This is a genomic window from Streptomyces sp. NRRL WC-3605 (genome assembly GCF_001509795.1).
GTDB classification, from domain to species: domain Bacteria; phylum Actinomycetota; class Actinomycetes; order Streptomycetales; family Streptomycetaceae; genus Streptomyces; species Streptomyces viridochromogenes.
On the sequence record NZ_LLZN01000102.1, the window covers coordinates 135,823 to 149,174 of the forward strand.

Annotated in this window: 16 protein-coding genes; 5 read left to right on the forward strand and 11 right to left on the reverse strand. The window is 73.8% G+C overall.

From position 1 onward, the window contains the following. Positions 1 to 42: 42 nt before the first annotated feature. From ADL34_RS31920 to ADL34_RS31935, 4 genes are all read right to left on the reverse strand, one after another. Positions 43 to 477, reverse strand: a complete 435-nt coding sequence (locus ADL34_RS31920; RefSeq protein WP_062664734.1) for a hypothetical protein — start codon at positions 475 to 477, stop codon at positions 43 to 45. 240 nt (positions 478 to 717) lie between these two features. After that, positions 718 to 1,014 carry a DUF3040 domain-containing protein gene (locus tag ADL34_RS31925; protein ID WP_062664733.1) on the reverse strand — a complete coding sequence of 99 codons (297 nt, stop codon included), beginning with the start codon at positions 1,012 to 1,014 and terminating at the stop codon, positions 718 to 720. A gap of 271 nt (positions 1,015 to 1,285) precedes the next feature. Continuing rightward, positions 1,286 to 2,530 (reverse strand): cation:proton antiporter, encoded by a 1,245-nt coding sequence (locus tag ADL34_RS31930; protein WP_062664731.1) that lies wholly within the window; start codon positions 2,528 to 2,530, stop codon positions 1,286 to 1,288. Positions 2,531 to 2,534: 4 nt separating this feature from the next. Then, positions 2,535 to 3,020, reverse strand: coding sequence for a cation:proton antiporter regulatory subunit (locus ADL34_RS31935; protein ID WP_179199536.1), 486 nt, complete (start codon positions 3,018 to 3,020; stop codon positions 2,535 to 2,537). 255 nt (positions 3,021 to 3,275) lie between these two features. Here ADL34_RS31935 and ADL34_RS31940 point away from each other — a divergent pair, with 255 nt between their 5' ends. The 3 genes from ADL34_RS31940 to ADL34_RS31950 all read left to right on the forward strand — a co-directional run bounded on the left by ADL34_RS31940 (position 3,276) and on the right by ADL34_RS31950 (position 5,477). Continuing rightward, positions 3,276 to 4,247, forward strand: coding sequence for a HAMP domain-containing sensor histidine kinase (locus ADL34_RS31940; protein ID WP_062664727.1), 972 nt, complete (start codon positions 3,276 to 3,278; stop codon positions 4,245 to 4,247). Then, entirely contained in the window at positions 4,244 to 4,903 is a 660-nt protein-coding gene (locus ADL34_RS31945) for a response regulator (RefSeq protein ID WP_062664725.1), read from the forward strand. The genes ADL34_RS31940 and ADL34_RS31945 overlap by 4 nt, the downstream gene beginning before the upstream one ends. A gap of 118 nt (positions 4,904 to 5,021) precedes the next feature. Further along, entirely contained in the window at positions 5,022 to 5,477 is a 456-nt protein-coding gene (locus ADL34_RS31950; protein WP_062664723.1) for a MarR family winged helix-turn-helix transcriptional regulator, read from the forward strand. A gap of 19 nt (positions 5,478 to 5,496) precedes the next feature. Here ADL34_RS31950 and ADL34_RS31955 read toward each other — a convergent pair whose 3' ends face one another. From ADL34_RS31955 to ADL34_RS31980, 6 genes are all read right to left on the reverse strand, one after another. Next, complete coding sequence (locus ADL34_RS31955) at positions 5,497 to 7,227, reverse strand: PP2C family protein-serine/threonine phosphatase (RefSeq protein WP_062664721.1); 1,731 nt, start codon at positions 7,225 to 7,227, stop codon at positions 5,497 to 5,499. After that, on the reverse strand, positions 7,224 to 8,297 hold the full coding sequence (locus ADL34_RS31960; RefSeq protein ID WP_062665037.1) for an ATP-binding SpoIIE family protein phosphatase: 1,074 nt from the start codon (positions 8,295 to 8,297) through the stop codon (positions 7,224 to 7,226). The genes ADL34_RS31955 and ADL34_RS31960 overlap by 4 nt, the downstream gene beginning before the upstream one ends. Beyond that, on the reverse strand, positions 8,297 to 8,737 hold the full coding sequence (locus ADL34_RS31965; protein ID WP_062664719.1) for an anti-sigma regulatory factor: 441 nt from the start codon (positions 8,735 to 8,737) through the stop codon (positions 8,297 to 8,299). Before ADL34_RS31965 ends, ADL34_RS31960 begins: the two co-directional genes overlap by 1 nt. Then, positions 8,734 to 9,156: an STAS domain-containing protein gene (locus tag ADL34_RS31970; protein ID WP_062664718.1), complete on the reverse strand. Its 423-nt coding sequence runs from the start codon at positions 9,154 to 9,156 to the stop codon at positions 8,734 to 8,736. Before ADL34_RS31970 ends, ADL34_RS31965 begins: the two co-directional genes overlap by 4 nt. After that, positions 9,153 to 10,052 carry an STAS domain-containing protein gene (locus tag ADL34_RS31975; protein WP_062664716.1) on the reverse strand — a complete coding sequence of 300 codons (900 nt, stop codon included), beginning with the start codon at positions 10,050 to 10,052 and terminating at the stop codon, positions 9,153 to 9,155. The genes ADL34_RS31970 and ADL34_RS31975 overlap by 4 nt, the downstream gene beginning before the upstream one ends. 61 nt (positions 10,053 to 10,113) lie before the next feature. Next, positions 10,114 to 11,286 carry a PP2C family protein-serine/threonine phosphatase gene (locus ADL34_RS31980; RefSeq protein ID WP_062664715.1) on the reverse strand — a complete coding sequence of 391 codons (1,173 nt, stop codon included), beginning with the start codon at positions 11,284 to 11,286 and terminating at the stop codon, positions 10,114 to 10,116. Between the two features lie 201 nt (positions 11,287 to 11,487). Between ADL34_RS31980 and ADL34_RS31985 the strand changes: the two genes are divergently transcribed. Next, the gene (locus tag ADL34_RS31985; RefSeq protein WP_062664714.1) at positions 11,488 to 11,922 is read left to right on the forward strand and encodes a MarR family winged helix-turn-helix transcriptional regulator; all 435 of its coding nucleotides are present in this window, start codon (positions 11,488 to 11,490) and stop codon (positions 11,920 to 11,922) included. Positions 11,923 to 12,138: 216 nt separating this feature from the next. Here the strand turns inward: ADL34_RS31985 and ADL34_RS31990 are convergent, their stop codons facing one another. Continuing rightward, the gene (locus ADL34_RS31990; protein ID WP_062664713.1) at positions 12,139 to 12,537 is read right to left on the reverse strand and encodes an STAS domain-containing protein; all 399 of its coding nucleotides are present in this window, start codon (positions 12,535 to 12,537) and stop codon (positions 12,139 to 12,141) included. A gap of 337 nt (positions 12,538 to 12,874) precedes the next feature. Between ADL34_RS31990 and ADL34_RS31995 the strand changes: the two genes are divergently transcribed. Then, positions 12,875 to 13,339 carry an ATP-binding protein gene (locus tag ADL34_RS31995; protein WP_062664712.1) on the forward strand — a complete coding sequence of 155 codons (465 nt, stop codon included), beginning with the start codon at positions 12,875 to 12,877 and terminating at the stop codon, positions 13,337 to 13,339. Positions 13,340 to 13,352: the final 13 nt, after the last annotated feature.

Here is a 13,352-nt window from a genome sequence, read left to right on the forward strand (position 1 = left end):
CCGGCGTGGGATCCACGCCGGGCCGTTCGCGTCACCGGGGCGTCAGGCGTCGCCGGCCCCCTCGAAGGTGCCGCCGCCCGCGGCCGGGCCCAGCCGCCGGTACGCCGCGCGCGCGTAGCGCACCCTCGCCAGCACCGTGCCCACGAGCGCGGCGGTGAGCAGACACGCGAGCCAGAACGCGTCACGGGACCCGGCCCAGGTCAGCGTGCCCTCGGGCGGCACACCGAAGGCGTTGAGGAAGAGCCAGCACAGGACGGCCGTCCCCGGGGCCGCGCTGAAGCGGGCGCCCAGCCCCAGGAACGCGGCCAGCAGCGACAGCGCGGTCAGCGCCAGGAAGGGCCGGTCCGGGCCGACGACGGCGTTGACGAAGGCCACGAGGGTCAGTGCCCCGCCGAACGCCCCGGCCCACACCAGGCGCGTGGGCACGGGCTGAGGGACGGGCCTGGCGCCATTGCCGAGGGACACCCACTCGATCACTGCGGTGCTTCCTTCCGGTCCGCCCCCGCCGCCCGGCGGGAGGAGAGCGTCCCGGTCGCCACGGCGCATGAAACTGAACCCTGATTGTCTCACTGGGCCCTGTGCGGCCTCCGCGCCCGGTTCCCGGGGTCCGCTCGTAGGGTGGCACCGGCCGTGCGCCGGGGAAACAGCCGTTCCGGCCAGTCGTGCGGCCCCTCCCCCGGCCATGTCCCGTCCACGTCGCCCTCCCCGTCCCGCGGATCAGCCGGGTGGACGGCCGTCGCGGCGCCCGCCGCGGGTGCGCTGGGGGTCGCAGCGCTCCACGGCGATGCCGGTGAGCACCAGGCCCGCGGCGATGACCAGCCCGTCGGCCACGGCGATGCCGGTCCCGAGGGTGGTGAGGCCGACCGCCAGCAGCCACCGGGCGCGGGTGCGGCGGTACTCCTGGGGGCGGGCGGGGCGGCCCGCGCGGAACCGCCGGACGAAGCGGGGATCGTCCCGCAGGAGGCGGGTCTCCAGCGCGACCAGGCGGTCGTCGTCGGACGAGGACGAGGGCATGGCTCCTCCTTCCCGGAGCGCGTCGCCGCGCCTGGAGCCGTTCCGATCGAGGGGGGGTACCGACAGTCGAACCCGCGCGGTCGCGCCCCCGCCATCGGTCCCCGCACCCATGTTTCCCGGGGCGCGACACCCACAAGCGCGGGACTTGGGACCTGCACGAACCCCTCGCACACACGGCGCCGGGCGGCGGCCCCGGCGGGGTGTCCCCCACCGGAACCGCCGCACGGGGCCGTTCATCGTTCGCGCGCTGCCGGCAGTCGCCGCGCAGGGCTCACACAGATCCGGCCGGACCGCTCTGGACCGTCTGCGCGGACTCCTCGGGAAGCCGTTCCTCCGCCGGAGGCGGCGTGGTGCCGCCCCGGCGGCGGGCGAACCAGGCCGCGGCGGGCTCGGTGTAACGGGCGGTCAGGGGGCCCACGACGACCAGGATGAGGACGTAGGCCGTGGCCAGCGGGCCGAGCGAGGGCTCGATGCCGGCGGTGACGGCGAGTCCGGCGATGACGATGGAGAACTCGCCTCGGGCGACGAGCGTGCCGCCCGCGCGCCAGCGGCCCTTGACCCCGACCTCGGCGCGCTTGGCCGCCCAGTAGCCGGTGGCGATCTTCGTGGCGGTCGTGACGACGGCCAGCGCGAGGGCCGGCAGCAGCACGGGCGGGATGCTCGCCGGGTCGGTGTGCAGTCCGAAGAAGACGAAGAACACCGCGGCGAACAGGTCCCGCAGCGGCGCGAGCAGGTTGTGTGCGCCCTCGGCGACCTCACCGGACAGGGCGATGCCGACGAGGAAGGCGCCGACGGCCGCGGAGACCTGCAACTGCTGGGCGATGCCCGCGACCAGCAGGGTCAGGCCGAGCACGACCAGGAGCAGCTTCTCGGGGTCGTCGCTGGAGACGAAGCGCGAGATGTGCCGTCCGTAGCGCACGGCCAGGACCAGGACGAGCCCGGCCACACCGAGCGCGATGGCCAGGGTGAGGCTGCCCGCCGCGATGCCGGCCCCGGCCAGCAGGGCGGTGAGGATCGGCAGGTAGACGGCCATGGACAGGTCCTCGAGGACCAGGATGCTCAGGATGACCGGGGTCTCGCGGTTGCCGAGCCGCCCCAGGTCGCCGAGGACCTTCGCGATGACGCCCGACGACGAGATCCAGGTGACGCCGGCCAGGACGACGGCGGCGACCGGGCCCCAGCCCAGCAGCAGCGCCATGGCGGCGCCCGGCAGGGCGTTCAGGGTGGCGTCGACGAGACCCGCCGGGTACTGCGTCTTGAGGTTGGAGACGAGGTCGCTGGCCGTGTACTCCAGGCCGAGCATCAGCAGCAGCAGGATGACGCCGATCTCGGCGCCGATCGCCACGAACTCCTCACTGGTGCCGAGCGGCAGCAGCCCGCCCTCGCCGAAGGCGAGACCGGCGAGCAGGTAGAGGGGGATCGGCGAGAACTGCAGGCGTCCGGCCAGCCGGCCGAGCAGGCCCAGGCCGAGGATGATGGCGCCGAACTCGATGAGGAAGACTGCGGAGGAGTGCATCGAATCACTCCCGCCCGAGTATCGCGGCGGCCGCCTCCACGCCCTCGCGGGTGCCGATGACGATCAGGATGTCTCCCCCGGCCAGCCGGAAGTCCGGCGTCGGCGAGGGGATCGCCTGGGCGCGCCGCAGGACGGCGACGAGCGAGGCCCCGGTCTCGGTGCGCATCTTCGTGTCGCCGAGGACGCGCCCGTTCCAGTACGAGGTGCTGGACAGCTCGATGCGCTCGGCGACCAGACCCAGGTCGGTCGTCGACAGCAGGTTCGGGCTGTGGTGGGAGGGGGCCAGCGCGTCGATCAGCGAGGCGGTCTCCGGTTCGGTCAGGTGCAGCGACTGGGCGCACGCGTCGGGGTCGTCGGCCCGGTAGACGTTCACCGTCCTGGTGCCGTCCCGGTGGGCGATCACCGACAGATGGCGGTGCTCCCGTGTGGTGAGGTCGTACTGGACACCGATCCCCGGCAAGGGCGTGGTGCTCATCCGCGGAGCAGGCACAACCCCTCCCCTCCATGTTCGTTCGCGATTGTGGTGCGGGCACGGCGCGTCGGCCCGGTGGCCCACCGTGCGGGGCTCATCGTGCCAGGTGAGCGGGAGCGGGCGACATGGGTGTCAGCACGGATGGACGGAGGGTGGCGCCGGCGGTGAGAATGCGCGCGGGGCAGTGTGCCCCTTCACAGGCCGGGCCCCTGTCGGGTCCTCCGGCGCCACGGGAGACAGTGGAGGTGAGCATCGGCGGGAAGGGCGGCGATCATGACGTTGTACTGGCGGATCTTCCTCCTCGACGCGGCGGTGCTGCTCGCCGCGGTCCTGCTGCTCCTGGGGCCGGTCACCGTGTCCACCCCGGTGCTGCTCGGCGAGGCGCTGGTCCTGCTGACGGGACTCGCCGTGATGCTGGTCGCCAACGCCGTCCTGCTGCGCTTCGGGCTCGCCCCGCTGGCCCGGCTGACCCGCGCCATGGCCACCGCCGACCTGCTGCGCCCCGGCAGCCGTACGAACGTCACCGGGCCCGGTGAGATGGCCGAGCTGACCAACACGTTCAACGCGATGCTCGCCCGTCTGGAGGCCGAGCGGGCCACCAGCACCGGCCGGGTGCTGTCCGCGCAGGAGGCCGAGCGGCACCGTCTCGCGCAGGAGCTGCACGACGAGGTCGGCCAGACCCTCACCGCGGTCCTGCTCCAGCTCAAGCACGCCGCCGACCGGGCGCCCGAGACGGTGCGCGCCGATCTGCGCCAGGCGCAGGAGACCACCCGCGCGGGCCTGGAGGAGATCCGCCGCATCGCCCGCCGGCTGCGCCCCGGCGTCCTGGAGGAGCTGGGGCTGCACAGCGCCCTGCGGGCCCTGACGAACGAGTTCACCACCTCCCGGCTGAGCGCCACGACGCACATCGCGCCCGGGGTGCCCGCCCTGGACCCGGCGACCGAACTCGTCCTGTACCGCGTCGCGCAGGAAGGGCTCACCAACACCGCCCGGCACGCCCGTGCCACCCGGGTCGAGGCGCACCTGCGCCCCGAGGCCGACGGCCGGGTGACCCTGCTGGTCCGCGACGACGGCCGCGGGATCGGGTCGGCACCGGAGGGCGCCGGCCTCAGCGGCATGCGGGAGCGGGCCCTGCTGGTCGGCGCCGAGCTCACCGTCGGCCCCGGCCCGCGCGGCGGGACCGAGATCCGCCTGTGCGTCGACGGCAGTCCGTCCGGCCCCCGTCCCCAGGAGAACGCACGATGACCGCACCCGCCCGCATCCTGCTCGCCGACGACCACGCCCTGGTGCGTCGCGGAGTGCGGCTGATCCTCGACGCCGAGCCCGATCTGACGGTCGTGGCCGAGGCCGCCGACGGCGCGGAGGCCGTCGAGCGGGCCCGGGAGCTGGGCGACGGCGTCGACCTGGCCATCCTCGACATCGCCATGCCCCGGCAGACCGGGCTCCAGGCGGCGCGCGAGCTGTCCCGCGTCCAGCCCGGCCTGCGCACACTGATGCTGACGATGTACGACAACGAGCAGTACTTCTTCGAGGCGCTCAAGGCGGGCGCCTCCGGGTACGTCCCGAAGTCCGTCGCCGACCGGGACCTGGTGGAGGCGTGCCGCGCGGCGCTGCGCGACGAGCCGTTCATCTACCCGGGTGCCGAGTCGGCGCTGATCCGCACCTATCTGGACCGCATCCGCTCCGGTGACCGGCTGCCGGCGCGCCCGATCACGGAGCGGGAGGAGGAGATCCTGAAGCTCGTCGCCGAGGGGCACTCCTCGAAGGAGATCGCGCGGCTCCTGGTGATCAGCGTCAAGACGGTGGAGCGGCACCGGGCCAACCTGCTGCAGAAGCTGGGGCTTCGGGACCGGCTGGAGCTGACGCGCTACGCCATCCGCGTCGGCCTCATCGAGCCCTGACGCCGGCCCGGCGCGTGCCCGCGCGTCGAAACGTGTTCGTACTGTGTACGGCCGTGTACTCTCGCGCGCTTCGGGTACGCCCCTTTGCACTGATGAAGTCCAGGCAGGATGACGGACCATGCCCCCCGAACAGGATTCCCCCCTCCCCTCCGGCGCGGTCGGACGCGAGACCGTCGAGGCCGTGGAGGGACTGGTGACGTTGTGGTTCTCGGCGGTCGCGGATGTGAATCCACGGCTGTCGCCGCGTCAGGTACGGGCGCTGAGAGCCGTACGGGGCCGCCCCGAGCTCAACGTGACCGCGCTGGCCGGCCATCTGCGCATCGGCCTGCCCACGGCGAGCCGGCTGTGCGACCGGCTGGAGGCCGCGGGGCTGCTGCGGCGCTGTGTGCAGCCGGACAACCGGCGTGAGGTGCGGCTGGAGACCACCGCCCAGGGCGACCGGTTCCTGGCGGAGCTGACCCGGGTGCTGTCGGTGCGGCTGACGGCCGCGTTCGACGGGGTCGCGGCCGCTCAACGCCTCGGACTCGAAGGGGTGTTGCGGTCCCTGGACCACGACGGCTTCGACACGGTGTGAGGGCGGGCCGCGCGCGGCCTCAGGCCGGGCGCTCGTCGCCGTGCACATGGCACAGCAGCAGGCAGACGTCGTCGTCGTGTTCGGAGTCGTGCAGCAGCGGGTGCAGCAGCCGGTCCGCGGATCCTTCGAGGTCCTGGCCGAGTTCGTCGGCGCGGAACGTGGCCAGCGCCTCGGTGAGCCGCCGGATGCCGGGGTCGATGCCCTGGGCCCGGCGCTCCACCAGTCCGTCGGTGTAGAGGGCCAGCGTGGAGCCGGGGGCCAGCGGCGCCGTGTGGTCGGCGATGCGCTGCTGCAGGGGGATGCCGAGCATCGCGCCCGGTTTGGCGTCCAGGGTCAGCACCTCGCCGTCGGGGGCGCGCAGCACCGGCGGCGGGTGCCCGGCGGCGGCCCAGGTGAGGGTGTCGTCGTGCGGGTGGAAGCGGGCGATGACGGCGGTGGCGTACAGGTCCATGCGCAGCCGGTGCAGGAACTCGTGCAGCCGGGTGAGGAGTTGGCCGGGGCTGCTGCCGTCGACGGCGTAGGCGCGCAGGGCGGTGCGCAGCTGGCTCATCATCACCGCCGCGTGCAGTCCGTGCCCGGTGACGTCGCCGACGACGGTGATGAGGCTGCCGTCGGGCTGGCGGAAGGCGTCGTACCAGTCGCCGCCGATGTTGAGACCGCGGGTGGCGGGGAGGTAGCGGGCCGCCAGGGTCAGGCCGGGGGTGCTGGGCAGGTCGGTGAGCAGGGCTCGCTGCAGGGTCTCGGCGATGTCCCGGTTGTGCTCGAATCTGCGGGCGTTCTCCAGGGCGATGCTGGCGCGGCGGGTCAGTTCGATGAGCATGACGGCGTCGTCGGCGTCCCAGCCCTCGTCGGGCGCGGTGAGCGTGAGGACGCCCTGCGGGGCCCGGCGGGTCAGCAGGGGGATGCAGAGCAGGGGCCGGCCCGGGTCGAGCGCGGAGGGCGGCTGGTCGTCCACGCCGGGCAGGCCGCCGGGGTGGTCGGCGGCGTACTGGGGGCGTCCGCGGCGGGCGGCGAGGACCGCCGCGGCGGGGTGGGAGGCGCCGCGCTCGGGGGCGCCCTCCGTGCCGTCGAAGAGCCAGACGTCGACGGTGCGGGCGTAGCGCGGGACGAGCAGGGCCGGCAGCAGCCGCACGATGGCCTCGTGGTTCAGGGACGCGGTCAGGGCGGCGCTGGCGTCGGCGAGGAAGGTCAGCCGCCCGCGGGCCGCCTCCGCTTCCCGGCGGGCCTTCTGCTCGGCGTCGAAGAGCCGGCGCTGGGCCTGGTTGGCGGCGTCGAGTTCCGCGTGCAGGGCGAGGACGCCCTGGTTGGTCTGGTGCAGTTCCTCCCGGTGGAAGGCGACGAGGGCCTCCTGCTCGTCGAGCCGTTCCAGCAGCAGGGCGGTGTCCTCGTCGGCGCCGAACAGGGCCTCGGCCAGGGCGGCCGGGTCGTCGCCGTCGTGGTCGCCGTCGGATAGGTCCACGTCCTCGGCGCAGGAGATCGCCGTGCGCCAGGGCCGGCGGGTGTCCTGCGGGCGGCGCCCCTCGGCCTCCACCTCGATGACGAACTCGCCGCCGCCGGGCGTCGGGGTGGCCGTCACGCCGACGCGCCAGGCGCCGCCCTTGGTGAGGCACTGGCGCAGATGCGCGGTGAACGCCGTGACCATGCGGGTGCGTTCGACCGTGCTGATCCCGCACGCGGCCGCCAGCCGCGCCGCGGCGATGCGGACCCGCGCGGCGTCGGTGACGGTGCGGACGGACCAGGTTCGGATCATGAGGAGGGGTCCGGGGGGCTGGGGCTGAGTACGGCGACGGCGGTGTCGTCGCGCACCGGCCGGGCGGAGCTGCTGGCGTCCCGCACGATGGAGGCGGCGACGACGGCGGGGTCGAGCAGGGCGGGCCCGCCGGTGGCGGGGCCGGGGTTCCAGCGGCTCGGCAGGCCGTCGGAGTGCAGCACGAGGAGGCTGTCCGGCGTCCAGGGCTCCTGGTGCTGGTGCAGATGCGTAGGGAGGTGGGCGCCGACGATGCCGGGGCGCGACACCAGCCCGTGCCAGGCGTCGTGCCGACGCAGCCGGGCTCCCGCGTTTCCCACCCCGGCAAAATACAACTGCCCGGCGCTGACGTCGAGTTGGGCCACGGCGACGGCCGCGCCCCGGGTGTCGCGCAGCGCGGTGTGCATCCGCCGCAGCAGTTCGGCCGGCGGGAGGTGGGCCGCCTGGTGCAGGGCGTGCGCCGCCGCCGAGGAGGCGCGGGCGGCCTGCGGGCCGTGGCCGAGCCCGTCGGCGAGCATCAGCGAGACGCGGTCGGCGGTGCGCACGCACGTCCAGGCGTCGCCGGAGAACTCGCCCCCGGCCAGCGGGACGTTGACGCCGCCCGCCCGCACCGGGACCTGCGGGGGGTACGGGCCGGTGCCGGCCGGGTCGGAGCGCGGGCCTATCCGGGCCATGACGATGGTCCCCCGGCCGGGCACGCTGTGCAGGCCGAACCCGTCGGCGGTGCGCCGGCAGGTGCCGAGGCCCGCGCCGAGGGAGTCGGTGGTCGAGAAGCCGTCGCGCAGCGCCGTCTCGACGTCCGCGATGCCGGGGCCGTGGTCGACGGCCACGATCTGCACCAGCCGGAGGTCGTCGTCGCCGTACGCCGGTGCGGGCGGGTCCACGAGGTCGATCAGGACGCGTCCGCCGCCCGCGTGCTTGAGGAGGTTGGTCGCCAGTTCGGTGGCCACGAGTTCCGCGGCGGCGAGCCGTTCCCCGGGCAGCCGGGCGCGCCCGGCCGCGTCCCGGGCCGCGACGCGGACGTCGCGGACCCGGGTCGAGTCGTGCACCGGCACCTCCCAGACGCGGGGCATCAGGAGCCCTCGCGCGGCCGGGGCGGCCTGGCGACCCACGACGTCACCGTGACGGTGGTGCCGCGGCCGCGGGCGCTGTCGACGGAGAACTCGTGGACCAGGCGCCGGGCGCCGGGCAGTCCCATGCCCAGTCCCTCGCCCGACGTGTAGCCGTCGGACAGCGCCTGGTCGAGGTCCGCGATGCCGGGGCCGTCGTCGCTGAAGACGAGGCGCAGTCCCCGTACGCCTCCGTCGGTCACCTCCGCGCACTCCATCCGACCACCGCCGCCGTGGACGAGGGCGTTGCGCGCCAGCTCGCTGGCCGCGGTGACCAGCTTGGTCTGCTCGACCAGGCTGAACCCGAGCTCGGCGGTCATCTGCCGCACGTGCTGCCGCGCCCGGACCAGGTCGAGGTCCGAGGTCAGGGGCAGCCGGGCGGAGACACTTTCGGTGTGGGTCACGGGCGCTCCCGGCGGGCGCCGGCGGTACGGGGCAGGTTCGCGACCTCGGCCCCGAGCAGGTTCATGGCCTCCTCGGTGCTCAGGGCGGTGCGCAGCCCCGGCAGGGTGAGTCCGAGCTCGACCAGGGTGATGGCGACGGCGGGGCGCATCCCGGCGACGACGGTCTGAGCGGCCAGTAGCCGGGTCATCGCCGCGATGTCGCTGAGCACGCGGCCCATGAAGGAGTCGACGATCTCGACGCCCGACAGGTCGATGACGACACCGGTGACCGCGTCGTCGGAGACGGTCCGGCCGATGTCCTGCCGGAGTCTCTCGGCCGTGCTGTCGTACAGGTCCCCCTGGAGGGTGACCAGCAGGATGCCGCCGAGGCGCAGGACGGGGACGTAGCCGTCGGGTGGCGGTGCGGCCTCGCCGGTCATCGCGGCTCCACGACGGGGCCGGACGACGGGACGATGTGCGCGCCCTGCTGCTGGAGGGCGTAGGCCAGGGCGTCCGCGAGGCTGGCGCGGGTCAGGATCGAGCTCAGGTCGATGCCGAGGTGGACGATGGTCTGCGCGATGGCCGGCCGGATGCCGGAGACGATGCACTCGGCACCCATCAGGCGGGCCGCCGCGACGGTCTTCATCAGGTGCTGCGCGACCAGGGAGTCGACGGTGGGCACGCCGGTGATGTCCAGGATCGCGATGCGCGCGTGCTGCTCGACGATGGCGTCCAGCAGGGTCTCCATGACGACCTGGCTGCGCGCGCTGTCGAGGGTGCCGATGAGCGGGACGGCGACGATGCCCTCCCACAGCTTGATGACGGGCGTGGCGATCTCCAGCATCTCCAGCCGCTGCCGGTTGATGAGGTCCTGGCCCGCGACGGTCGTCGTCTCCAACATGACGAGCCGCAGGGTGCCCATCAGCACCGCGAGGACGGTGGTGCACTCGCGGACGTGGTCGGCGGGCGCGCCGGACAGTTCGTCGAGCAGCAGCTCGGTGACGGGCGGGCGCAGCGCCTCCATCTCCGCCGAGATCTGCCCCGTGGTGGCGCCGGCCCGGGCGCGGGCGTGCGCGGTGCGCGCGAGCTGCTCGCGGACCACGGCGAAGCCGTCGGCCTCCAGGTCCTCGATGCGTCCGGACGCGGCGACCGCGGCCAGGGCCTCGACGACGGCGCGGCCGGCCTCGACCGCCTCGTCCCGGGAGACGGTGAACACGGTGCGGAAGACCGCGGCGTCGGCCCAGCGCTGGGCGATCTGCTCGCGCCGCTCCCGCAGGAAGGCGGCCACCTCCTGCCTGGGATCCGTCCTGTCCTCTGCCGTGTGCTGTTCCGGCACGAAGTTCCCTCCTCGTTGGTTGTGCGCTGCCCCGACCCTACGGGGAAGTCGTACGGCCCGGTCAGGCCACCTCGGGCGGCCCGAACCAGTCGAGGCACACCACGAGCGCGTCGTCGGCGGGTTCGCTCCCGCCGCGATGGCCGGCCAGTTCCCGCAGGACGGCCCGGGGCACCTCGGCGGCGGGCAGCAGGCTGGTGGACACGATGGCGCGGGCCAGGGCGCGCTCCCCGTACTCCTCACCGCCGGGCGCGCAGACGGCGTAGACGCCGTCGCTGGCGAACAGGAGACGGTCGCCGGGCGCGAGGTCGACCTCGTGGGCGACGTAGTCCGTCTCCTCGAACATGCCGAGCGGGAGCTGGGCCTCCAGGTCGACGGGGGTGACGGTGCGGCCGCGCAGCCGCATCATCCGCGGGGACCCGGCGTCGACGACCCGCAGCCGCCCCGTGCGCAGTTCGAGGTCGACCAGCAGGACGGAGATGTACGCCTCGCCGCGGTACTGGGCGAAGACGGCCTGGTCGGCGAGGGCGGCCTGGTCCCCGATGGACAGGCCCGCCCGGCGCGCGTTGCGCAGCGCGTTGATGCCGAGGTTGGTGAGCAGGGACGCCTCGATGCCCTCGCCCATGCCGTTGGTGACGTAGACCATCAGCCGCTCGGCGTCGGCGGACCAGTCGAAGTTGTCGCCGTAGATGGCGTAGGCGGGTTCCAGCTGGGCACCCAGGGCGTACTCGGGGCCGACGCAGGACCGTCCGGGAAGGAGCTGCCACTGCATCTCGGCGGCGAGGGTGAGCCGGTCGGCGCGCCGGGCCCGCATGTAGAGGTCGGTGTCCCGGTCGGCGACGACGATCTCGTGTCCGAGCACCTGGGCGATGTCGGTGAGGTCGCCGCGGGCCTCCTCGGCCCGGTCGAAGGAGGACATCGTGACGGTGAGGACCCCGAGGCGGTCGCCGCGCACGGTCACCGGCAGATGCAGGCGCGCCTCGCCGCCGCCGAGCTTCTCGACGAAGGGTTCCTGCGCCCCGAAGGCGCGTCCCGCGCTGCTGCCACGGGCCGGGACGGACTCGGCCGGGCCTTCCCCGGAGGGGACCCTCTGGAGCGTGACGAGGGCGTAGTCGGCCAGGTAGAGGTCGACGGACGTCGCACCGTACTCGGCGCGCACCACGTCGCGCACCGCGTCCACGAGCCGGTGCGGGGCCGCGTTGCGCAGCGCCCGCTCGGCTGCCACGAATCTGTTCACGATGTCGGATCGGCCATCCTCGTCACGGTGACGGCTGCGGGCCCCCGCGTCACCGCGGGAACCGCCGTCGGTCCCTCTTGTCCGTATCTATCGTTCTGCACGTATTGCCCGAAGCGGTGGGCTGACAGCATCCGCCGAGCCTGCAAGAGTGGGGCCGTGACTTCCTCCTACGCCCACCCGGGGCCGGACGAGGTGGCACACATGACCTCCGAGGCCGCCGAGTTGCTGGAGGTCCTGTGGGGCCGCGCGTCGACGGCTCCGGTGTCCGCCTCCCAGATCCGGGTGCTGTTCATCCTGGAGCACAGTGACGGCATCAATCTGCGCATGCTCGCGGAGGCGCTCGGCTCCACCCCGCCGTCGACGAGCCGGCTGTGCGACCGGCTGCAGGCGGTGGGCTTCGTCGAGCGGGAGACCAGTGCCGCCAGCCGCAGGGAGCTGCGGCTGCATCTGAGCCGGCGCGGACGCACCTTCCTGGCCGAGCTGCGGGCCCGGCGCGAGGCCGCGCTGCAGTCCGTCCTGGAGCAGATGCCCGTCGCCAAGCGGCACGCTTTGCTGGAGGGCCTGGCGGCCTTCTGCCGCGCGGCGAGCGCGGAGATCCACGAGAGCGACGAGGACTCCGACGCCCGGAGCGCCTGATACCAGGCCCCGTCCGGTCACCGGGCCGGGGCGGGACGGGGTCCGCGCCACCGGACGGCGGCGCGGACCGTCATTGCTGAACGGCACGTCCCACACCCCTCCCGCTGCTATGACTCGCTCACTCTCTTGCCTCATGACCATAGTTGTCAAACGGCAACTGTTGGGCCTGCGAGCGCACGCCTGCCCGGCCGGGCAGGCCAGCCGAACGAGCGGTGCTCAGCCCTCGGCCGGCGGCTCCGGGGCCGCAGGGCCGCCGGAGTCCGCCACGGCCAGCGCCTCCTCCACGCTCTCCACGATCGGCACGGTGATGCTCACCCCGGTGAGATCCATGATGCGCCGCACCGCGGGGGTCGGGGAGATCACATACACCCCGCCGGGGATCTCACGCACCTCCTGGTAGGCCCGCAGCACGATGTTCATGCCGGACGAGTCCATGAAGGGCACACCGGCGATGTCGAGCAGGAAGTGGCGCCGGCCGTGGTGGAGCTGGTTGGCCAGGTGGTGCTGGAGCTCGGTGGCCGTATCCATGTCCAGGTCGCCCTCCACCGTCAGCAGCACGGCATCCTCCCTGGGCACGTCCACCTTGATCGACAAGGGATTCTGGGCAATGGACACAAGTACCTCCCACAGGCGTTGGCGATCGGGACAGGTGCCCCGAACGGCCGATTCGATGCATCGCGGAACGCGGATGACCGCCGACGCGTTCCGGTCGGCCGTATACCCCCGGATCCTCCCCGTACACGGACCCGGTCCGAAGGGCTTGCGATCAGGTCACCCAGATGGCCCGACCTGCCCGAACGAGGGGCCGGGGCCGGTTTGACCCGCGATCGTCTGGTCACGCGAAAAGGGAGGGAACGTCACAGATCGTGGAGGAGGAAGGAACGGTTCCGTCCGTCCGGCCCATATGCCCGGCGGTCCCCGTCCTTCCGCCCTCCGGTCAGGGAGCGACAGGATGAGTCAGGAACAAGGAGCCGGTGGCCCCGCCGGCCCGGCGGGCGACCACCCGCACCACGGGCCGCTCAACCCGGCCGAGGCGCGGGGAGCCGTACGGCGCGCCCTCACGCAGCGGCCGTCCGGTCAGGGCACCCCGTACACCCCCGACACGCTGTCCGACGCGCTGCTCGTCGCCTCGGAGCTGACGACCAACGCGATGCTGCACGGGGGCGGGGTCACCGACTTCGATGTGGAGGTCGTCGGCGAGAACCTCTACCTGTCCGTGTGCGACCGGGAGCGGCGGCACCCGGTGACGCTGGACTCCCTCGACCGCGGGGACCGGCACCGCTGCGGCGGCCGCGGCTGGCCGATCGTGTGCCGGCTGGCCTGCGAGGTGGAGGTGTCGGACCTGCCCGCGGGCGGCAAGCGCGTCACGGCGGTGATCCCGCTGCTGGGGCCCTACCCGCACCCGGGAGGCGCCTGACCCCGCACATGCG